General features: G+C 46.8%; 15 protein-coding genes. 5 read left to right on the plus strand and 10 right to left on the minus strand.

The annotated features are described in order from the left end of the window. Positions 1-194: 194 nt before the first annotated feature. The 8 genes from NO352_RS12290 to leuC form a co-directional block, all read right to left on the minus strand. Positions 195-4,133: a dynamin family protein gene (locus NO352_RS12290; RefSeq protein WP_289355787.1), complete on the minus strand. Its 3,939-nt coding sequence runs from the start codon at positions 4,131-4,133 to the stop codon at positions 195-197. A 106-nt stretch (positions 4,134-4,239) separates the two neighbouring features. Beyond that, positions 4,240-4,512, minus strand: coding sequence for a hypothetical protein (locus NO352_RS12295; RefSeq protein ID WP_005547068.1), 273 nt, complete (start codon positions 4,510-4,512; stop codon positions 4,240-4,242). Further along, entirely contained in the window at positions 4,512-5,207 is a 696-nt protein-coding gene (gene nth / locus NO352_RS12300; protein WP_005547066.1) for an endonuclease III, read from the minus strand. Before nth ends, NO352_RS12295 begins: the two co-directional genes overlap by 1 nt. A 101-nt stretch (positions 5,208-5,308) precedes the next feature. After that, complete coding sequence (locus NO352_RS12305) at positions 5,309-8,077, minus strand: S-layer homology domain-containing protein (protein WP_289355788.1); 2,769 nt, start codon at positions 8,075-8,077, stop codon at positions 5,309-5,311. Positions 8,078-8,204: 127 nt separating this feature from the next. Then, positions 8,205-8,804, minus strand: a complete 600-nt coding sequence (locus tag NO352_RS12310; RefSeq protein ID WP_005547062.1) for a GerMN domain-containing protein — start codon at positions 8,802-8,804, stop codon at positions 8,205-8,207. A gap of 64 nt (positions 8,805-8,868) precedes the next feature. Next, positions 8,869-10,356: an N-acetylmuramoyl-L-alanine amidase gene (locus NO352_RS12315; RefSeq protein WP_289355789.1), complete on the minus strand. Its 1,488-nt coding sequence runs from the start codon at positions 10,354-10,356 to the stop codon at positions 8,869-8,871. A 568-nt stretch (positions 10,357-10,924) separates the two neighbouring features. After that, a complete protein-coding gene (gene leuD, locus NO352_RS12320; RefSeq protein WP_289355790.1) occupies positions 10,925-11,536 on the minus strand; it encodes a 3-isopropylmalate dehydratase small subunit in 612 nt (203 codons plus the stop codon). Between the two features lie 14 nt (positions 11,537-11,550). Next, positions 11,551-12,975: a 3-isopropylmalate dehydratase large subunit gene (gene leuC, locus NO352_RS12325; protein WP_289355791.1), complete on the minus strand. Its 1,425-nt coding sequence runs from the start codon at positions 12,973-12,975 to the stop codon at positions 11,551-11,553. A gap of 147 nt (positions 12,976-13,122) precedes the next feature. Between leuC and NO352_RS12330 the strand changes: the two genes are divergently transcribed. Then, positions 13,123-14,067: a LysR family transcriptional regulator gene (locus NO352_RS12330; protein WP_262866619.1), complete on the plus strand. Its 945-nt coding sequence runs from the start codon at positions 13,123-13,125 to the stop codon at positions 14,065-14,067. A gap of 100 nt (positions 14,068-14,167) precedes the next feature. On the opposite strand, the gene NO352_RS12335 is transcribed toward NO352_RS12330, so the two are convergent. Together NO352_RS12335 and NO352_RS12340 are read right to left on the minus strand one after the other, a co-directional pair. Further along, positions 14,168-16,009 (minus strand): glycoside hydrolase family 3 protein, encoded by a 1,842-nt coding sequence (locus NO352_RS12335; protein ID WP_289355792.1) that lies wholly within the window; start codon positions 16,007-16,009, stop codon positions 14,168-14,170. Positions 16,010-16,098: 89 nt separating this feature from the next. Beyond that, positions 16,099-16,956: a carbon-nitrogen family hydrolase gene (locus NO352_RS12340; RefSeq protein ID WP_289355793.1), complete on the minus strand. Its 858-nt coding sequence runs from the start codon at positions 16,954-16,956 to the stop codon at positions 16,099-16,101. Positions 16,957-17,135: 179 nt separating this feature from the next. On the opposite strand from NO352_RS12340, the gene NO352_RS12345 reads away from it, so the two are divergent. From NO352_RS12345 to NO352_RS12360, 4 genes are all read left to right on the plus strand, one after another. Continuing rightward, positions 17,136-17,639, plus strand: a complete 504-nt coding sequence (locus NO352_RS12345; RefSeq protein ID WP_268599679.1) for a type IV secretion system protein VirB6 — start codon at positions 17,136-17,138, stop codon at positions 17,637-17,639. A gap of 137 nt (positions 17,640-17,776) precedes the next feature. Beyond that, a complete protein-coding gene (locus NO352_RS12350; protein ID WP_289355794.1) occupies positions 17,777-18,970 on the plus strand; it encodes a pyridoxal phosphate-dependent aminotransferase in 1,194 nt (397 codons plus the stop codon). Between the two features lie 646 nt (positions 18,971-19,616). Continuing rightward, positions 19,617-20,726 carry a glutamate 5-kinase gene (gene proB / locus NO352_RS12355; RefSeq protein WP_268599746.1) on the plus strand — a complete coding sequence of 370 codons (1,110 nt, stop codon included), beginning with the start codon at positions 19,617-19,619 and terminating at the stop codon, positions 20,724-20,726. Positions 20,727-20,741: 15 nt separating this feature from the next. Next, complete coding sequence (locus tag NO352_RS12360; protein ID WP_005547035.1) at positions 20,742-21,989, plus strand: glutamate-5-semialdehyde dehydrogenase; 1,248 nt, start codon at positions 20,742-20,744, stop codon at positions 21,987-21,989. Positions 21,990-21,993: the final 4 nt, after the last annotated feature.

Consider the following 21,993-nt stretch of genomic DNA (forward strand, 5'->3'; position numbering starts at 1 on the left):
AACAGCAAAACGCCAATTTCATCATAATGCGGATTGTGCTCGATTTTTCCGAGGTTAGTGGGAACATATCCAAACATTTCTCTTAAATCGTCTGATTTACTGACTTGTGGTTCATTATTCAATAAAGAACGCTTACCAAACATATGTCCGGTAAGCGTTTGTAAGGGATTGATACGGTTTTGATATCAATTTTGCTAAAATTCATCTCTTTCGTTTGATACTTTATCGGCAGATATTACCTCTTCCATGGCGCTCATCACCGCTTGAAGCAGACCTTCATCGACATCTGCCTGTAAAGCGCTGCTTAATCTTTCCATATATCGATCCAACGCTTCAGAAAGTTCTGTGTAGGACTTTTGGACAACTTGGTGATAATGCGTGAGCATATGCTTGATGAATCGCTCCCGATGCTCCTCTGTCGCCTGCTTGACAGCCTGCATCGTCTGAAGCTCTAATGCCTGCCTAAGCTCACTTCGGCCATTGCCTTCAAAGAATGCCTTGCTATTACGGAAATAGCCTCGAATCCAGCGTGTTGTAACATTCGGCAAGTTAATCTCACCGGATACCTCAGGGGTTGGCCAAGCAGTCATAGCTTCTTCTGTCGGCGAGTATCCAGGCAACTGCTCCGTGATTGTCTGCTGGAGGCGATTACGATAGCTCGTTACAAGTTTCTTTGCGCTTTGCTCCATTCGCAGAGAAGTTGCGTACAATTCATTCGCAAGCTCCTTGGTAAATATGCGGCTCCATTCTACATAACAGCGCTGCAAAGAACTGTCGATATTACGATCATCTCTGCGCAGCGAAGCCGGGTTGAACGCATGAGAGAACATAGCGCCAAAGCGGAACTGCAGCCGCTGGCTCACATGATAAAGCAGTTCATCTGCTTCTTGGCGGAATGCACTTGTCTCATCACGCTTTAGCCACTCCGAACAGCTGCTGTGGGCTTGTTCAACCAAGTTCTGATAGCGGAGCAATTCCCGCTCGCGCTCTGCAGCATCAGCGTGAGAGGCGTCCCACATGGCCTTCAACTGCTTAGCTGCCCTCTCCAAGCTGATTTGGGCAGAATGGATGCTGAGTTGACTTAGTTCATTGCCTGCGAACTGCAGGAACGACTGCTCGAACGCTTCTATCCCTGACTTTTCAATCTTCTCGGATTGTGCCTGCTGTTTGCCTTCCAAGGCCTGCAAGCTGGATATCGGAAATAGACGGGGATTACGTACGCCGAACTCACGCAGTCTATCCTCTACATAATCAAGCACGCTTGAAAGCTCTTCTGGAGAAGCGGCTAGATCCGATGCGTTAACAACGAAGAACATTTTATCCAGCTCGAAGGCATCCTTGACACGGCCAAGTTGGGTAAGAAATTGCCGATCTGCTTGTGAAAAAGCGTGGTTATAGTACGTCACAAACAAAATGATATCGGCTTGTTTCATATACTCAAATGCAACACCTGTATGCCTTGCATTAATTGAGTCTGCACCTGGTGTATCTACGAAGACGAAGCCTTGTCTCGTGAGCTCGCTGTCAATAAATAGATCAATACGTTCAACAAAGGCTGAACGAGATTCATCGCTTACGAATAAGCGATATTCTGCTTCATCGACCATAAGCTCCTGGCCCAATAGGCCTCGAGCCTTATCGATTCCCCGCTTCACAGCCTGGATGAAGCGGTAGTAAGGGCGCCCGGAAGGATGAATCGTCTCCGGGCGAATCCGGGCGAGCGCATGCAGCGCTTCCTCCATCTCCATGGTGGAAGCACTCTGCTCGCCCAAGGTTTCCAGCGCGTAGCGAAGGTCATCTAACAGCTTCGCTTCGCGCTTCATCGTTACGCGCGCCGTGCCATGCGGGTGCGCGTCTGTTGCAGCAGCGATTGTATTAATCGCAGCTGTCGTCGGGTTGGGCGATACCGGGAGAGCGTTCTGTCCGATAAGGGCATTCGCGAATGATGATTTCCCGGCGCTGAAGGCCCCGAATAGCGCTACTGTGAAGCGGTTCTCAACTAGCCGTTTGGCCTTGTCGCGCATCTCTGACGCAAGCATACGCATCGAATCCAGCTGTTCAAGAACGCCTGCTGCTTGTTCGAGCTTTCCAGCCGTATCTGTCAGCCTACGACGGACTTGTCTAGGTGCTTCCGAATTTTCAATTGGCTGCTGAGAGCTTCCGGATACCGTTGTACCATGCTCATAAAGCCCTTGTGCTGATCCATATCTACTTGCATAGGCTTGCGCATATTCATCCTGCTCCTCATTTGTTCTGTTACCATCATCATCAGACAGCTCCAGCCACGACTCAACGATTGCCTGTTTATCAGAGCGTTTCACCGCTTGAGCAGAACTGCCAAGCCTATTGACAGCATTAGAATTGCATTCTGCATTGTTCATCGACTGCGATACCGAGTGGCCGCCTTTTATTTTCTGCTTGCTGCTCGCTTGCTGCTTCACGCTAAGAACATCTGGAAGCAGACCGTTCCATCCATGCTGCTGCTTATCGGCTGGCAGCCACAATTCGATCTGACGAGCCAACTCCGCTTCCATTTGATCAATTGCCTGCAAGCTGCTCTCCAATTCTGTGTAATCAAGATGAAGCGACTTCATCTCTGCTAACTCTTTCTCTGCTTGCAAAAAATCATCTCGATATCGCTGGAGCTTGATCTTCAACAAAGGCTCTGCAACGGTCAGAGCAGCTCTGCGCAGTAAGGTTCGAGCTTCATCAGCAAGCGAACGGCAATAATTCAAGTTATACTCTGGCGAGCCGCTTGCCCCTTCTGATACCGAAGCTGCCAGCCAGCTTTTGCCCAAATCAGGCAATGCGCTCTCCATAGCAGAAGATGCTTCTTGACCGTCCGCCCCAACCTCCTCAGCAAGTGCACGAATCATTTGGATGAGATGAACTTCTACATTCGCCCGCAATCCATCCTTCCATATGGATGTAAGGGCATTCAGACGTTGATTACGTTCCGTTTCCGTCTTCACCCCAGAGAATAAGAAGCCAACCTTGAAGCCTGGCTTGCGTGACTCTAAATATTGCTGTGCCTGATCACGCATAGCTGCAGGCGTCACATTTGCATTGGCAAGCAGCTGCTGTAGCTGCTTCTGAAACAGATCATTTACTTCCTCTTGCCGTGCTGTAAGCTCCGCAACTCGTTGTTCCGCTTGGCGCACTTGCTCCTTCCACGTCATCAAGGCAGCCTCGTCACCTATACGTTCAATGAATTGCTCACGCTTGCTTACATAAGGCTCCTTCAATAACTTGGCATGCGCTGCAATCATCTCGCATGCCGCACGCATAATGCCATAACGAACGAGCGGCAACCGTTCCATAGCAGCTTGGCGCACATAAGCTTCAAGCGCATTCCATTCATTAAGCGGATGTTCAGGCTGCTTAACAGATATGTAAAACACACCCTCAGGCTTAAGCTGCCACGCATCCAGTGCACTTTTCACATCCTGTTGATAGGATTCGAAGGTCAGCTCCTGCTCACGATGTTTATCAATCTGATTGACGATCCAAATAAGCGGCTTGCCCGCATCTGCAACTTCCTTTGCAAACGCAAAATTCGTCTCTGACTGCACATGATTATAATCCGTTACATAGAACACAATATCAGCCAGATGCATGGCTTCCTCAGTAGCCGCCCGATGAGCAGCATCTGTTGAATCGACCCCTGGAGTATCCAGCAGAGCGACTCCTTGCTCCATCCACTCAATTTCATCAAAGAGCACAACACGCTCTATGCCTATACCATCGCGGCATATCTCATCCAATTGCTCAAATTGGACAGGCTCCTCCCGTACTGATCCATCCCCTAACCGCCGAAGCACCCGTGCATGGCGCTCGCCATAACGGAGCGTAACTACATTTGCACTCGTTGGAATTGGGCTGGATGGCAGCAGCTGCTTGCCGCACAATGCATTAATCACACTTGATTTTCCTGCTGAAAAATGGCCGCAGAACGTAACCATCACGATCGACTCTTGCCATTTCTTCGCAAGTTCCAGCATCTTCTCGGCGTGCTGCACATCTCCCCTATGCTGCATCTGTTCCGCTGTATGCTTCAGCCATTTTCCGAGTTCCCCGCTGTCTTTCTCCGCAATGGCCGAATTGGTGTGCAACCTCGCATTCATCTTCTCCATTCACGTCTCCCTCGTCGCATCGATAACTAACAGAACGCCTAATATTATGCCTAGGCATAGAAAAAACCGAGTAATCGGCTTCCTCTTTTTGCCTTCTACTCGGTTTCTAGTGTACCATATTTTGCTGTTCAGGGAGAATGATTTCGAATTGTTCTCCGCGCTGCAAGATTGTAATTCCTGCATCCTTCACACGCATAACGACAACATCACGTTTTTGGCGCATACGTTCGACATACTGATCAGGGACTTGTCCAGCTGCATATACCGTAACACCGTCAATTTCACGTTCTTCATCCTCTTGAAGAGGTGTTTGCATAATTTTTTCATAAATATTAGAAAATTGTTCAAAATCATTCGTGTATACCGAAATACATTTCATCACGACCGACTCCCATCCACGTTCTTATATTTTCCAGTCTTTCTAGGTTTGGTCGCTTTCATACGTATTTTACCCTCTCGACAACTATCTAGCAGCGGACAAATGTCACATTGGGGGGATTGCGCTTTGCAATGATAACGTCCAAAAAAGATTAACCGGTGATGCGTGATTGTCCATTCTTCACGAGGAATTTTTCGCATCAGCTTCTTCTCCACTTCCAACACACTATCGTCTTCGTTAGCTAGTCGCAAGCGCTTGGAGACGCGCTCGACATGTGTGTCCACTGCCATTGCAGGCACACCGAAGGCGTTGGAAACGACCACATTGGCCGTCTTTCTGCCGACACCCGGAAGCTCTGTCAATTGAGCGTGCTCCCGAGGTACTTCACCACTGTATTTATCAATGAGAATTTGGCATAGCTTCTGAATATTTTTCGCCTTGTTGCGGAACAAACCAATTCGACGAATATCCGATTCCAGCTCTTCGAGTGGAACAGCTAAATAATCCTCCGGTGATTTATACTTTTGGAACAGCGTGGCCGTTACCTTATTCACCGTCTCGTCTGTACATTGGGCTGACAACAGGACTGCAATTGTCAATTCGAACGGATTGGAGTGAGTCAACTCGCAATGCGCGTCAGGGTACATCTGAGCAATCGTATCGAGAATATGACGGACGCGGACACTTGTTGCCATCTAGGAGTCACCTCACCTTTCTATCCATTCTTCTTGACGGTTCACCTAAAAACCGCCTCACCCGCAAAGGTGAGACGGCTCGTAGTGAACCTAATCGTAGTTTAAGACACTTTCTCGATTTCAACAACCTGATCCTTAATCATATACAACATAATATCGGTATCTTCTTTAATGGAAGACAGGCTGATTTTCTCGCCCTTCGAATGAATAAATGCATTCGGATGAACATTGAATATATAATTATTTTCTGCCATGGTGCGTTTGACGTACAATTCACTCGTACTGGAATTATAACGCCAGAAGCTGCGCTTCACGCCGCTGATCAGCTTCACAACTGCAAGATCGCTTGTGTCCTTGCGCACCTCCACACGGTCTCCTTCTTTCAACGCGCTCAAATTCGATGTCGAGGAATTATCAACCTGAATTTGCGCGTTCTTGCCTACTTGGTGGACAGACAAAGAACCGCCATTGTCGCGCACACGAATCGAACCGTTGTTCGTATCTACAGACTCTACTCGACCGTATGTAACTTGAACTTGACGCACCTCCACGATAGAGCGTCCGTCCAATACAACATTGACATAGTCATTATCCTTCAAGTCTGCAATCTTGATCTTGTTGTTGTTCAAATCATAAATCGTTGCACTGCCTACATAAAATTCCTCGATTGTTGAACCGTTCGAGCGCAAGCGCATGCGATACTTCGCTGCATCACGAGACGCAACCTCAAACTGCAGGGTTTGACGAACGGCAAGTGATGTTACTGAAGACTGATCATCAGTGAAGTAAGCTACAATTGTATCACCATTATTCACATCATTCAATGAAACGCCGCTCTTTCCATATTTTTCAACACTAAGTGTGTTGCTCTTATACGGCAGCGTAACCGTCTGCCCATTGGCAAGCTTCATCGTCACCGTCTTAGCGGTTGAGCTAGCAAAGACAAACGTCCCTTCAAACTTGTTGACAAACTGCACAAGGAGCGCATTTTTAGCTGTATATTGAATGTTAACCTTACGCTTGCCATCTTTTAATTGACTCGCGATATCATCAACTGCAACCTTAACTCCGTTGTTCTCAAAACGCGTTTCATTTGTCAACTTGAAAGCATGCGGCTCTTTGCGCTCGTCCATCACCATCAACAAATTGTTCCCTCTATCGTAATCTACAACCGTAGCTCCAATTAACATTTCGGCCTTCCGGTTCATGACCTTAATGTTCGTAACGAGATCATCGCTGTTTAGCGTTAATTCTACACGATCCCCGTATTCACCAGCTACGATATCATCGAAGGAAGGATTTTTCATGCCATCAATATCAATCGTTACTTCACGCGCAAGCAATTTCGCTTCCAACCTATTGTCTTCTTTTCGGATCGTAATGCTGGTTTTCGAAGTACCTTTTTCATATAAGGTTCCCGTAATGGTCAATTGTTGAGCGTTCATCAATTCGATTTCAGTGATGACGCTATTCTTCACCGTATAATTGACTTTATCATTTTCCTTGAGACTGCTAAGCCCGGACAACAATTGATCCTTATACCGTACGTAAGCGCCCTCTGCAACCGTGTATGTTTCGCTTTCTCCACTCTCGGATTTGATCGTAACCGAACGGTTTTTAGCATCTACCGAAGTGATTGTCCCTTTAGCAGACTTATTGATTGGTCCCGATTTAATCTGCACCTCAATGATTTTGCGTTCATTCGTAAATGTCTCCCGCTTGATAACAAGCTCACTGTCCGTAACCAGCTTGGAAGGCTCGATCGTGTTGCCGCTGGCATCTTTGAATACTGTCGCGCTGCTGTCATACACAATATCAGACAATGCATCAGAGCCATCTCTCGTAAAGTACAGCTTCTTCTCTGAAGGCGCAACGTATCTCAGCTTAACGGTAGACGTCTCCACCTTCGGCTCTGCGTCAATCAATTCAATATAAGTTGCATTACCCGATTGTACAACAACTCGGATTTTCATATATAACCCGATCTCGGAAGCCTTGATCGCCTGCTCGCTGTCTGTTTTATAGTACATCGTTTTGCTGTCGCAGCGGTAGGATACTGATTTGCCATCCTCCGTGTAGAGACGCATCTCTTGATCATTCATGCTCATTACATAACCGAGTGCCTCGGAAGCATGCTTCACCTTGTACACTTTTTCTCCGCGGCTGAAAAACGTTGCGAGCTGCGCACGGGTTACATTGCCTTGAGGATCAAAACGATTGCCGGTCAATCCAGTTGTCAATTCAAGATCAACTGCTGTGTTGACATAACCCAATGCAGTAGCACTGATTTTACTATTGTCAGCAAACGTTGTTTTTTTGCTCATCGCACGTTCCGCATCCGCTTGCTTGCCGACTGCACGAACCAATATTTTCGTTACCCATTCACGAGTTGCCTTCTTATCGCCCCATGCTTGCTTCTTATCTGGATTTGCAAGTTCATTTTTGTCCAAAAGTCCTTTTTGAAGTGCAAGAACGATATATGGCTTGAAATAAGTGCCTACTTTAAAATCAGCAGGAAGGGCTACGGAATCTGTAGAATTGAGTTCACCCTCCAGCCCCATGTAGCGAATAGCCATTGCGATCGCTTCTTGTTGTGTTACAGCATCTCCGGGACGGAACTTCCCGTTATCCCCCTTAAGAACACCCAATGCAGCAAGCTTATGTATATGTTTTTCTGCCCAATAACCAAGCTTAACATCGCTGAATATCGGACTTGTATTCGAGGTTGATGTTACTTGATTCGTCTTCGTAGCCGAATTCGACTCCGCTGCCATAGCAAATTGCATAGTTGTCAGCATCATGGATACGGCCAATAACGCACTTGTTAAGGCACGTGCTTTGCGCACACGTGGTTTTGTATTTGATTGCATGGTGCATCCCCTTCCACATAAATTTCCTCGTAAGATGTTCTTTTTCGACAAGAACAGGGGCAATTCCTGCCCCTGTTCTCGAATAATTACTGGTATTATTTTGTTTTTCTAACACGTTTCGTTCTTTTTAAGGACGCTTAATTGGATGATCCAAGGTTACATGTCCCATCAAGCTTTCATCTGATTTTCCGTCTACCAGAATATCAATTGCCTTTACTTCATCGAATTGGAACATCGTCTTCGTGAGAGACTCTAACGCGAACTGTTCGCCTCCAGCGCCAAGATGGCCCTCTTCCGTAATATGAATATCAATGACAAGCGTACCATTCTCCATTTTTACGGATTTAAAGTCGATGCTTTTCCATAATGGAATGTCCTTGTCATTATCAGACGATTGTAATGCTTCTAACGCAGCCTGATATTTTTCATTATCATTTGCAAACTGAATCTTCTTTTTGTAGCTTTTCAGCTCCATCAATTGGTCATCCGAAACGTAGACATCGAGCGTTTGCTCCTTTTTGTCAGCTTTGGATTCTCCATTGGTGTTGTTGTCTGTTATTGGCTGCTCAGGTTGTGTCGTCTCCCCGGACGGCTTTTCTGTCGTCGGTTGTTCTGCTGTTGGTTGATCTGGCTGAGCTCCATTCGTCGTCGGCTTTGCGCCACATGCACTTATAATTGTAATGGATAGTACTACTGCTGCCAGCGCCCACCATTTGCGTGTCTTCATCAATCATGACCTCCTTTACATCGTTCATAACGCTACAGTCTGCAAAAGGTTGCATTATCAGGAATCAGGAAACGCCCAAATATTCTTTAATTCCTTTGACAATGTTCTCTGCAACGCGCCATTGGAACTGCTCATCGAACATCTGAGGTTCGTCATTCGTACTCGTTAAAAAGCCTATTTCGAGCAGAGCCGACGGCATCTTCGTTTCTCGAACGACATGGAGATCTCCAAATTTGATACCCCGATCCTTAAATTGCGTTCCATTCAATAAATTTTTATGCAACGTCTTGGCAAGTGCTTCGCTGCTCTTGTGATAATAGAACGTCTCCGTACCTGTTACAGAAGGGCTATTTTTCGCACTGTTTCCATGTATCGATACGAATATATCCGCACCAATTTTGTTCGCAAGCGATGAACGATCCGATAATTCAGGGAATGAATCGTCTTCGCGCGTCATAACAAGATTGATCTTTTCTTCTTTACGAAGTAACTCTCCGACTTTCAAGGCAAGTGCCAAAGTAAAGTCCTTTTCCGTCTTCTTGGTCAAGCTGATCGCACCGGAATCCTTGCCTCCATGACCGGCATCAATGACAACGGTATACGTACCATTCGGCTTATTTGGTGTAACTGGCGGTTTCGTTGTACCGCCATTGTTGTTGCCATTATTCCCGACAGCTTGCGACAGCGCGATTGTTGTCAGACCTTGATCATTCAGTGTGACGTTGCCATTCAATGGATAGCTTGCATCGATTACGAAACGCACGGTGTTCGGTTTGTCACTGAACATTGCAAAGCGAATTCGCTGAACATCTGGGTAATCTGATACTACATATTCCCCTTGCCCATCCTGTTTGAAACTGTATTTCTCATAAAATTGATCCGAAAACACTGCATTCGGCAAGTCAATAACAACCCGGTCAGGGCTATCCATTGTCGTAATGCTCGGTCTTACATTATGATCTAATGCGATATGTAATTGGTTATTGTCAAATGAGAAATCCGTAACAACTGCATGATTGCTGTCTGGCTTCACTTGCTCTTCGCCAGAGCCTCCCGTATTACTGCCATTGTCTGATGACGAGTCATTGCCCGGATTGGTAGTTGGAGGCGTCACCACCTCTTCGGATGTAAACATATACACCGATTTGGTAGAATTATCCCAGTCTACCTTCAGTCCCATATTTTCGCCGATAAAACGAAGTGGGACAAGCGCAATATCGCTCTTAATAATCGGAGGTGCAACGAGTGTAACATCTTTGTTATCAACTGTCGCCGTCTTCTGATTGACGGTGAGATTCAAGCTTCTGCTATTATCATTTATAGCTACCGTCTTCGCCTTCTGATTCCAATCAACCTTATAACCCAACTCCTCGGAAACGACGCGAATCGGGACCATGACCGAATTGTTCAGCATTGAAATGTTCTCTGGCAAGGCCAAAGAATTCCCATTTAAGTACAAGCTTGTATCAGGCGCAGCTTGTCCCATCGAAGGAAACACTAAACATAACAGCATCAATAGCAATCCAACCGCAAATTTTTGTTTTTTCTGCATCTTCACCTCTACATCCTTTCGTCATGTTCCGCACTATTCTATTTGTCTATTAAGAACGGACGTATTATTAGACGTATAAAAAGTACAAAAGTTGCGTGTTTTCTACATTTTTTGGCTAAAAATAATCTGCTAAAATATCCCTCGTATTAAATGTAAAACACCTACTCCCCCATGGCAAGACAAAAGTTGCACATTTGAACATAAATATTGACAAGATACGTAACAACCAAAAATAGACCGTTCACTATTTCGTGCCTGATCATACAAAAAGTGCAAATAGAAAATCGGTCTACTGAACACATGCTACTTCTTTTCTGCAGAAATAATGAAAACAGGGGTCTCCGCAGTTCATCTTACATTTCAGGTATTTGTTCCAGCATCTCCTCGGAAGGAATCGGCTCTTTAAATGCACTGATCGAGCAAATTATTCATGTATGTAGCAACCTTTTGATCCGACATGCGCTTTACACTACTTGCCACACGAAAGCCAGCGACCTTGACCGCTAAAAAAATCCCCGGTTCGCTACAGCGATCCAGGGATTTTATACACTGCTATCTTGCCGTTCAATTATACCATTGGGTAAGCAACACGGTCTGCGTTTGCAGCTTCGTATGCCGTAATTGCATCTTCATGCTTCAGTGTCAGTCCGATATCATCGAGACCTTGCAGCAAAAATTGACGGCGATGCTCATCCAAATCGAAGGCGTAGCTCAAGCCATAAGCATCTGTAATTGTCTTCTCTTCTAAATTCACTTCTAACCGATACCCTGCCTTCTCTGCAGCACGGCGAAACAGCTCATCAACCTGCTCTTCCGACAGTTTAATAGGTAGGATGCCATTCTTGAAGCAGTTATTGTAAAATATATCTGCGAAGGATGGAGCGATGACACAACGGAAGCCATAATCGAGAATCGCCCATGGCGCATGCTCACGAGATGAGCCGCAGCCAAAATTCGCGCGGGACAGCAGGACGGAAGCTCCATCATATTGTGGCTGATTCAACGTGAACGAAGGGATAACGTTGCCGTCCTCATCAAATCTCCATTCATAGAACAAGAACTGTCCGAATCCGCTCCGTTCAATACGCTTCAAAAATTGCTTCGGAATGATAGCATCTGTATCTACGTTGACCCGATCGATTGGGGCAACAAGACCATTCATGGATGTAAATGGTTGCATCGTTCGTTCCTCCCTTAGTTTAATACTTCCGCTTTAATTTCCCAATTGCGTACATCAACAAAGTGTCCCTTGATTGCCGCAGCTGCCGCCATTGCTGGCGATACCAGATGTGTACGGCCACCACGCCCCTGACGCCCTTCAAAGTTGCGGTTGGAAGTCGATGCACAGCGCTGTCCTGGCTGAAGCACATCCGGGTTCATTGCGAGGCACATGCTGCATCCGGCATCGCGCCATTCGAAGCCTGCATCCACGAATATTTGATCCAATCCTTCCTTTTCCGCTTGAAGCTTAACTCGACCAGATCCTGGAACGACGATGGCCGTGACCTTCTCATTTACCTTGTAGCCTCTAGCTACCTCTGCAGCTGCACGCAAATCTTCAATGCGCCCATTCGTACAGGAGCCGATAAACACGTAATCGACCGCAATATCAGTCATTGGCGTTCCAGGTTTTAAATCCATATACTCAAGCGCTTTCTCAGCAGCTTTGCGTTCATTTTCAGTTGCAAAATCAACAGGGTTTGGCACATTCGACGTAATATCGGTACCCATACCTGGGCTAGTTCCCCATGTCACTTGTGGGATTAGCTGATCCATATCCACTTCAACGACAAGATCATAAGAAGCCCCTTCATCCGTTACATAGCCCTTCCACTCTGCAATCGCGGCTTCGAAAGCCTCACCTTGCGGTACATATTGACGATCGCGCAAGTATTGGAAGGTTGTATCGTCTGGAGCGATAAGTCCGGCACGGGCACCCGCTTCAATGGACATGTTGCACACTGTCATTCTTTCTTCCATCGTTAATTCCCGAATTGCTTCACCTGTATATTCAATCACATAGCCTGTTGCAAAATCAGTCCCATTTTGTGCAATGAAGCTCAAGATCATGTCCTTCGCAGTAACGCCTGGCTTACGTTTGCCAACGAAGCGTACTTCCATCGTCTTCGACTTCGCTTGCTGCAAGCATTGAGTTGCAAGCACATGCTCAACCTCACTTGTGCCGATACCGAATGCAAGAGCACCGAATGCACCATGTGTAGATGTATGGCTGTCTCCGCATACAATTGTTTTTCCAGGATGAGTGAGACCAAGCTCAGGTCCCATAACGTGCACGACACCTTGGTCAATGCTGTTCAGGTCGAACAGAGTGACATCGAAATCTGCACAGTTCTGTGATAGGGTATCAATTTGCTGCTTCGAGATTGGATCTGCTATATTGAAGCGATCCTTCGTTGGTACATTATGATCCATCGTTGCAAAAGTAAGATCCGGACGTCTTACCTTGCGGCCGCTCATACGCAATCCCTCAAAAGCCTGGGGGGATGTTACCTCGTGCACCAAATGCAAATCAATGTACAAAATGCTCGGTTTGCCTTCCTCTTGAACAATGACGTGCCGATCCCAAATCTTTTCGTACATGGTCTTCTTTGTCGTCATTTCCTTCACCTCTCCGCGATTTTACGCTTCTCTCTCTATTTCTCTTGCCACCAAATATAGCATTTCCTTATTCATTGATCCAAGATATAATATCTATAAATATAATAGGTTTAACCTATAACAGTTCAATAAGGAGGATGAACGGACATGGAATTTAGACAGCTGCTCTATGCTGTACAAATTGCACAAGAGCGGAACTTCTCGCGGGCTGCGGAGAAGCTGCATATTGCACAGCCGTCGTTAAGCCAGCAACTGTCGAAACTGGAGAAGGAAATCGGCGTCCTTTTGTTTCAACGCACGACCAATTCAGTGGAACTAACCCATGCTGGAGAGGTATTTGTTGACCGCGCGCAGAAAATGCTCGATGCAATGGAACAACTCAAAAACGAAATGGCCGATATAAGCCAAACGAAAAAAGGAAAGGTTGTCATCGGGACGATGCCGATAACCGGCTCTCATATTCTCCCTCACGTGCTTCCGCAATTCCATCAGCGCTACCCCGCCATTGATTTGGTACTTGTTGAAGACACTTCAACTTCCAACCTTGAGCGAATGACTGCACAAGGCAAAAATGATCTGTGCCTGTTATCTTTGCCACTGACTGACGATTCTCTCACTTATCGGCCTGTAGTTGAGGAGGAGATTTTGCTCGCTGTACCTCCGCAGCACCGTCTTGCTGTCCAGCAAAGTGGGGGCTCCAAAGCAACTCCTGTTTCTCTATCCGATCTGCTTGATGAGCCCTTTATTTTATTGAAGCGCGGTCAAGGATTTAGACAAATTACCGTTCGGCTCTGCCAAGACGCCGGTTTTACACCAAATGTTGTGTTCGAAAGCACAAATATTGAGACCGTACAATCCCTTGTAGCTGCTGGGATGGGTGTCGCTTTAGTGCCGTCATTTATCGCAACTGCTCCACGAAGTGAGTTCGTTCCGGCATATATCCCGTTGACAGGCAGGCCCTCCCGCACACTCGTCATCGCTTATCGAGAAGGCCGCTATATGTCGCATGCGGCAGAAGCCTTTATGCAAACCTTAGAGGAGACGATTACTGCCCGCTTCGGCTCACGCGCTCGTGCCGGGGAATCCATGTAGTACTATGGTGGCGAACTGAATCCTGTCGTGCAATGCGTTCGTTATGTTCTCGCAATCCGGACTAGGCCATACGGATAAATGCTGGCTGTCCGTTAATCTATCACTTATCCGTTACCGGCAACTGACCGAAGGCAGAGGCGCGTCCAAGCAGGATACGGGCGGCCATCCGCACATTTCGTTCTGTTAGACCATAAGTGGCGTAGCCGACAGGAGCGTTCCTCAACACTTGAACATCATAAGGGAGACCCGCTGCAATTACTGCAACAGGCTTTTTTTGCTGTTCTAGTTGAGCAAGGAGGCCCGTAATTGCCTCGACGCTTCGCGGCTGTCGGTATATATCGTTCGTCACAATAATCACAGCATCTGCGGAGCGAATTTGAGCAGCTAAGTTCTTATCTTTCAGCTTACCTATTTCACAAGTTACGGAATATGTTCGCTGCGCAATCGCATTCCTGGTTGCCGGTGAAGATGCCCCGTTGTACGCTGATTCACCTGGCTTCAACAATTCTGCTTGCAGCGCCTGCTGCATAAGTTCCAGACTGCGATCATCATGACCTACTAGCAGCACCTTATTCATCGTTGAGGTAATTAACTCATGCGGCTGCTCGCTTGGCATTTGTGCCCCCCAGCCTGTAATTGCATGCTCTGCAATGCGATCCATCAGTTTATCCGCTTGATTAGACGCAATATACAGCTTTGCCTTTTCAATCGCTTGATCCACATTCATTCGCGAAGCTCGCTTAGCGTCCATAATCTTATAAGCAAGCTTCAATTGCAAGATGCGGCGAACACTGTCATCAATCCGTTCCTTACTAAGAGTCCCCTTTGTAACCGCCTTGCGAATAGCAGCAACGGCCTCATAGGGCTTAGGAGGCATAAGCAGAATATCTGCCCCTGCCTGAATCGACATCACAGCTGCTTCTTCTGAGCCAAAGTTATCCGCTATCGCCTTCATATTGAGTGCATCTGTTATGATCACACCCCGAAACTTCAATTGATTGCGCAGTATCTCTGAAAGCACGCGGGAAGATAAGGTTGCAGGCAGCATGATCGCTGAGCCATCTTTTCGTGAGGTTGCTGTCTTTGGTTCTATTTGAGGAACTTGAATGTGGGCCGACATGATCATGTCCACCCCTTTTTCTATTGCAGCTTTGAAGGGAAGCCACTCCACTTGCTCAAACCGCTTCAATGTATAGGGAAGCTTCGGCAAGCCGACATGTGAGTCTGTGCGTGTAGAACCATGACCAGGAAAGTGTTTTACAATTGCAGGCAATCCACTCTTATGTGCCCCCTCGACATAGGAGCGAACAAACGCGGATACCTGATCAGGCTCAGAACCGAAGGAACGCAGTCCAATAACTGGATTGAATGGATCATCATTCACGTCAGCGACTGGAGCGAAGTTAAGGTTGAAAAAAAGAAGGCGTAGCATCTTCCCCATTTCAAACGCAGTTTCAGAAGCGAATCGGGGATCCCCGGTCGCAGCAATTGCCATATTGCCATTCCAATCGCTGACGAACGGTATGCGATTCACTGCACCACCCTCCTGATCCACTCCAATCCATAGAGGAAGTTGCGAGGAGCGAAGCATTTGCAAGTTATTCGTAATCGTTTGCTCCACGCTCTTGATGTCGTCTTTGAATAAGATAATCCCCCCTGGTGCCAATTGCGTCACAAGTTGGGATACAGGAGTCGAGGGTCGCTCTGCAGCAAGCGCAGATAGATCAAGCAGCAGCATTTGACCAATTTTTTCATCCAACGTAAGCTTTTGCAGCCACTGCTCCACCTGAATGCCGTCCTCTGCCCCCTCCTGCCCTACCTTCTGCTCGATTGATTCACGACTTTCCTTAGGGGAAATTGAATTCAGTTGGACTTGAGGAGCCTTCCCAAGCAGTAACTTTACTGTATTAGCCCCATATCCCGACCAGATTAGAAGAGTCAAGCAGACCGCACACAAGGGGATAAGAAAAAGGATAACCCTGCGTCGTGCGAGCATCTTCTCGTTTCGCTTAGGCCTCTCTTTTCTTGACATCATAGATGCTCGGATTTGAAAGTATTTCCATAAGTTGCGAAAGCAGATTGATATAGCGATTCTCTTCGATCCGCGAACACAGGAATTCTACTACGTACCTCTGTTACAAGTGGCAAAGCAATTGGTGCTTGAACCAATGCTTCCTTTTCCCCAGCAGCAGCGATCGTCTCTCCCCACGGATCAATAATTGCGGAATGACCGAAGAAAGTAGTTTCTTGTCCGTTAACTCCCTTGCTTGTGCCTACCCGATTGCAGGCTACTACATACATCTGATTTTCGATCGCTCTTGCCATCAATAGCGTATTCCAATGATGGAGACGCGGATGCGGCCATTCTGCCGGGACAAAAAGAACCTCCGTACCTTGAAGCGCCATTGTACGGGACCACTCTGGAAACCGAAGATCGTAGCAGATGATTACACCGCACTTCACACCGTCCAGCATGAACGTCCCCAGTCCATTCCCTGCAGACAGATAAATATGTTCATCCATCAACTGAAACAGATGAACTTTGTCATAGGAACTGACAATATCACCGTTTCGACTTGCCACATATACGCGATTATAAATCTGATTCCCTTCACGCACAGATACTGAGCCGCCGACAATATTTACTCCATAACGCGCAGCAAGCATGGTAAGCATCTGCTGCGTCTGTTGTCCATTTACGTCTGATATATCCTGAATACGTTCAAGTGCATAGCCCGTATTCCACATTTCCGGAAGCACAATCACATCGGGTTTATTTTCTCTATCCATTGCCTTGCCGATCAGATGAAGCACGCTCTCCATATTTTTGTCCGGCTCGCCGATTGCTACATCCATTTGTATCGCACACACATTCCACAATTCTTTCATTGCATTCCCTCCTCCATATCGGCATTTCGAATACACTTTCATTTTCGTAGCACTTTCTACCATTCATCATACCTTTTCATGGAATGGAGTCAAGATGGGCAATGTAAGGAAGTAAGCGGAAATGAAAGAATATACACGAACAATAACTCCAGCACAGTCTTGAAAGGATGAAATGTATAATGCGTATTCCACGTATGGTCAAGTGGGCCCTAACAGTCTCTATCTTCCTTGTTTGCAGTACGAGTATGTTGAATAAGCCTATTATATTTGCATGGGCACCAAATGAAGGCAGTGACTCAACAGCAAGTTCCCCTATCCAATTGTTCGATATTAAGGCTCAGCGAATTGTCAAGACGTTCCCGAACAATAAGGAATTTCAAGCAACTGCAGTGCAATGGATCAAGTCCATAACTGGCCCATCCCCACAGCTTACAATTGGACATCAATGCGGGTATATTGTGCGAATCCCTTTAACATCCCCGGCTGATGTCGTCCTCCCTAGAGAGACCGTGCAAGTGAAAGATGTATTTCTTATCTATTGTCCAGAGAAAGAGCCATTACTTCTCGTATTCTCCAAAGAACGCAAGCCTTATTTATTGCGAATCAACATCGATGTTAAGCCATTTATACAGCAGTTGCTAACTACAGAACCGACAGGAAAGGCTGAAAAATCGAGCGGATAAGTTGTATTTAAAGAAAAACCGCATGTAAGTCACGGAAATCGATGAAAAAAAAGGTATACACTTCAGTGGAAACATGCTAAATTATCGTTATTATTTTGATAACCGATAACGAATCAGGTTGCTGGAGTGGATGAGAAATGTTAGATGAATCGTACCGTTCGATCTCAATTAGGCCGGCAGAACGCATGGATCGGCTTCCTAAGCAATTCTTTGCCCAGCTTGTAGAGCGAACGAACGCCCGTATCGCTGCCGGTCATGATGTAATTAATCTAGGACAAGGGAATCCGGATTTGCCCACTGCTCCTCATATTGTAACTGCTCTGCAAGAAGCGGCCGCTGATCCAATCAATCACAAATATCCTCCTTTCAGCGGGCATCGTTACTTAAAAGAAGCAATAGCCCAGCGGTACAAAGAAGATTACGATGTGGTTCTGGATCCCGACACTGAGGTAGCCGTATTGTTCGGCGGCAAAACCGGACTAGTGGAAATTAGTCAAATTCTGCTGAACTCAGGAGATGTCTGCCTCGTTCCGGATCCCGGTTACCCGGATTATTGGTCAGGTGCGGCCCTTGCCGGTGCTGAAATGGTCATGATGCCATTGCTTGAAACGAATCAATTTCTGCCGGATTACGGACGAATCACAAAGCAGCAACTAGAACGTGCCAAGCTGATGTTCCTCAACTATCCGAACAATCCAACGTCCGCTGTAGCAAGCCATACTTTCTACAAGCAGACCGTACAGTTTGCAGCCCAGCATAACATCGTTGTAGCCAGTGATTTCGCTTATGGAGCAATCGGATTTGACGGTAAACGGCCGGTAAGCTTTCTTCAGACACCTGGTGCAAAGGACGTGGGAGTCGAATTCTATACCATGTCGAAAACGTACAACATGGCTGGCTGGCGCGTTGCATTTGCAGTAGGCAATAAGGAGCTAATCCGACTGATCAACCTTATGCAGGATCACATGTATGTCAGTCTCTTCGGGGCGGTCCAAGCAGCTGCCGCTGCGGCATTAACGCAATCACAGCAGTCGGTTAGAGCGTTATGCGCGATCTATGAGAAGCGAAGAAATGTGTTCTTTAAAGAACTGCATCGCATCGGCTGGGAGGCTGTTCCATCCGCTGGCTCATTCTTTGCATGGCTCCCTGTGCCGAAGTCATACACTTCAGCTGAATTCGCTGATTTTCTGCTTGAGCACGCGAATGTTGTTACCGCACCTGGCATCGGATTTGGTCAGCATGGAGAAGGCTATGTCAGAGTAGGTCTACTTGCGACTGAGGAGCGTTTATGCGAAGCTGTTGAACGAATTGGAAGACTTTCTCTGTTTTAGGTCTGTCCTTTTGTCCTTCTCTTATAGGTAAGCAATTATGCCGCGATGGCCGGTTAAGTATCTTTCGTACCTTCTATTTAAAGGAATCTTCTGTCACCTGCCTTTATACGATAGGCGCCTTCTTTACTCCGTTGGAATCACATGGTATTCTATTCGTAATACACTCATTGCTTTAATCGAGCAGCGGGTGCCAGAGTATGAATACCTTATCGTGATGACAGGACCAGTACGTAATGAAGGTCGCGTTCAGAGAGCGGAATGCCATAGGCTGCAAGCATCCGCCGCAGAGCCGTTACAGAACCTATCCTTGAGCGGTCAGCATAAGCGTCTTGACGTGAAGCTGAACGGATGCCTCCGTTATAGGCGATCAAGCAGGATGGTTTCTGACGTATAGCGGATCTGTGCACGACAGCAGTTCAGGTATATGCTCTAGGAACCCTCAATGAAGGTGGTACCGCGGAAGTGTGACTTTCGTCCTTTAGAGGACGGGGGTCTTTTTTTATACCAATAACCGCTTCCTTCTATCCTTCATCGGACTTCCCTTGGTCGTATCAACATCATTCGATTTTCATTCTGGCACCGGCAATCATGAGTTGTACGTTACCATATATTCATGAGAGTCAATAAATCAGGAAGTGAACTAATGATGGAACAATATCAACGAATTGTAGTGAAAATTGGAAGTAGCTCGCTTACATCAGAACATGGCGGCCTAAACCGAGAACATATTGAGTATTACGTACGTGAGCTCGTCTCTCTAATTGAACGTGGTGCACATGTCGTCCTCGTCACTTCAGGTGCAGTTGCAGCAGGATTTCGACATATAGGCTATGCGTCACGCCCTAAGCTTCTGCATGAGAAGCAGGCTGCTGCCGCAGTTGGTCAAGCGCTGCTCATGCAAGCTTATCAAGAGCAATTTCAGAAATTCGGGATTCCTTCGGCTCAGTTGCTGCTGACCCGCCCGGACTTTGCAAACCGCAAGCGCGGTCACAATGCACAGATGACAATGGAAGAGCTGCTCAAGCAGCGGGTCATTCCAATCATTAATGAGAATGATACAGTTTCTGTCGAGGAGCTTAAGTTCGGTGATAACGATACCTTGTCTGCACTTGTTGCGAATCTCATTCATGCAGACCGCCTCGTCATCATTACCGATACGGATGGCTTGTATACAGCAGATCCCCGCTCTAATCCGAATGCGAAACGGTTCGACCGAGTAGAGGAAATCAACGAAGAAATCTACGCATATGCTGGTGGAACTGGTTCTTCAGTAGGTACGGGCGGAATGCGATCGAAGCTTGATGCAGCACGGATCGCCATGCGTGGCGGAGTTCCCGCTTTTGTCGGCAGAGTGAATGAGCCAGGTGATCTTATGCTTGCTGTTGATGGCAAGGGCAAGGGCACCTATTTCGACACTCATCTGCATGCACTGCCTATGAAAAAGCAATGGCTTGGCTTCCATTCTACTCCGCATGGTCAGATTATTGTTGATGAAGGTGCCGAGCAAGCATTGCTCTCTCGCGGATCGAGTCTTCTGCCTGCCGGCATACGTAACGTGGAAGGCGATTTCCACCCGGGCGATGTTGTTGAGGTAGCTGGCTTAGACGGTCGTGTTATAGGCAGAGGCATTGTCAATTACGAGACTGATCAGTTAAAGATTGCAGCTGGCTGGTCAACGGAAGAAGTTCTGAAGCGCATTGGGGTACCGCGCATTGAAGTGATACATCGCGATGAATGGGTCACACTACGATCATAGAAGGAGGCTACTACGATGAGTGAAGTACGTTCAAAAGCTACAATCGCAAAAGAAGCAGCAGCCGTGATGAATCGGCTGACGACCGACCAAAAAAATGAGGCTCTGTTAAGAATGGCGGATCTGCTCGAGCAGCACGCAGATTCCATAATAGAAGCAAATGCCAAAGATTTGGCAAAAGGCAGGCAGCTCGGTACATCCGCATCCCTGCTCGACCGTCTAGCATTAAATGTAACACGGATCGAAGACATGGCTGAGGGCTTGCGCCAAATCGTTAAATTGACTGACCCTGTTGGTGATGTACTAGAAACAATTGACCGCCCTAATGGTCTACATATTGAAAAAATTCGCGTTCCCCTAGGAGTTATCGGCATGATTTACGAGGCGCGTCCAAATGTTACAGTGGATGCGGCTGGATTATGCCTCAAGACAGGAAATGCCGTTGTGCTGCGCGGTGGTTCTTCTGCACTAGAATCGAATAAACGGATTGTAGCCGTGCTGCACGAAGCATTGAAATTAACCTCCGTTCCTGTTGATGCCCTGCAGCTCATTGAAGATGCTGATCGCGCATCTGTTGATGAGATGCTGAAGCTAAATGGCTTGCTTGATGTCGTCATACCACGCGGCGGAGCATCGCTCATTCAAAACGTCGTTCAAAACGCAACTGTCCCCGTCATCGAAACAGGCGCCGGCATCTGTCATACCTATCTGGATGAAACCGCAGATCCTGATATGGCAGAATCGATTTCATATAATGCGAAAATTCAACGTCCTTCTGTATGCAATTCCATGGAGACTCTGCTTGTTCATGAACAATTTGCTGAACGCCATTTGACAGGACTTCTGGAAGGGTTCGATACCCACCGTGTTGTGCTGCGCGGATGTGAACGAACGACTGCCTACGCCCCTTGGGCGAAGAAAGCAACCGAGCAGGATTACGCAACGGAATATAACGATTATGTACTAAATATTCGAGTGGTGAATTCCTTGGATGAAGCTCTTGATCATATCGCTCGATATGGAACGAAGCATTCCGAGTGCATCATAACAGAGAACAAAGAGCGCGCCAATCGTTTCTTGAACGAAGTTGACGCAGCTGCAGTATACCATAATGCCTCGACACGTTTCACAGATGGCTTCGAATTCGGATTTGGTGCCGAAATTGGCATTAGTACACAGAAGCTGCATGCAAGAGGACCTATGGGACTGCCTGCTCTAACGTCAACCAAATATCGGATTTATGGTAAAGGTCAAATCCGCGAGTAATGTC

It is taken from the genome of Paenibacillus sp. S-12 (assembly GCF_030363895.1).
Taxonomy (GTDB): Bacteria; Bacillota; Bacilli; order Paenibacillales; family Paenibacillaceae; genus Paenibacillus_B; species Paenibacillus_B alvei.

Excerpts from the sequence above, each read along its gene's own strand:
- NO352_RS12330 (WP_262866619.1), top strand. The coding sequence starts at position 13,123 with ATGGAATTTAGACAGCTGCTCTATGCTGTACAAATTGCACAAGAGCGG.
- NO352_RS12340 (WP_289355793.1), bottom strand. The coding sequence starts at position 16,956 with ATGAAAGAATTGTGGAATGTGTGTGCGATACAAATGGATGTAGCAATC.
- NO352_RS12350 (WP_289355794.1), top strand. The coding sequence starts at position 17,777 with ATGTTAGATGAATCGTACCGTTCGATCTCAATTAGGCCGGCAGAACGC.
- NO352_RS12360 (WP_005547035.1), top strand. The coding sequence starts at position 20,742 with ATGAGTGAAGTACGTTCAAAAGCTACAATCGCAAAAGAAGCAGCAGCC.
- leuD (WP_289355790.1), bottom strand. The coding sequence starts at position 11,536 with ATGCAACCATTTACATCCATGAATGGTCTTGTTGCCCCAATCGATCGG.
- NO352_RS12305 (WP_289355788.1), bottom strand. The coding sequence starts at position 8,077 with ATGCAATCAAATACAAAACCACGTGTGCGCAAAGCACGTGCCTTAACA.
- proB (WP_268599746.1), top strand. The coding sequence starts at position 19,617 with ATGGAACAATATCAACGAATTGTAGTGAAAATTGGAAGTAGCTCGCTT.
- NO352_RS12345 (WP_268599679.1), top strand. The coding sequence starts at position 17,136 with ATGCGTATTCCACGTATGGTCAAGTGGGCCCTAACAGTCTCTATCTTC.
- NO352_RS12315 (WP_289355789.1), bottom strand. The coding sequence starts at position 10,356 with ATGCAGAAAAAACAAAAATTTGCGGTTGGATTGCTATTGATGCTGTTA.
- nth (WP_005547066.1), bottom strand. The coding sequence starts at position 5,207 with ATGGCAACAAGTGTCCGCGTCCGTCATATTCTCGATACGATTGCTCAG.
- NO352_RS12310 (WP_005547062.1), bottom strand. The coding sequence starts at position 8,804 with ATGAAGACACGCAAATGGTGGGCGCTGGCAGCAGTAGTACTATCCATT.
- leuC (WP_289355791.1), bottom strand. The coding sequence starts at position 12,975 with ATGACGACAAAGAAGACCATGTACGAAAAGATTTGGGATCGGCACGTC.
- NO352_RS12295 (WP_005547068.1), bottom strand. The coding sequence starts at position 4,512 with ATGAAATGTATTTCGGTATACACGAATGATTTTGAACAATTTTCTAAT.
- NO352_RS12290 (WP_289355787.1), bottom strand. The coding sequence starts at position 4,133 with ATGGAGAAGATGAATGCGAGGTTGCACACCAATTCGGCCATTGCGGAG.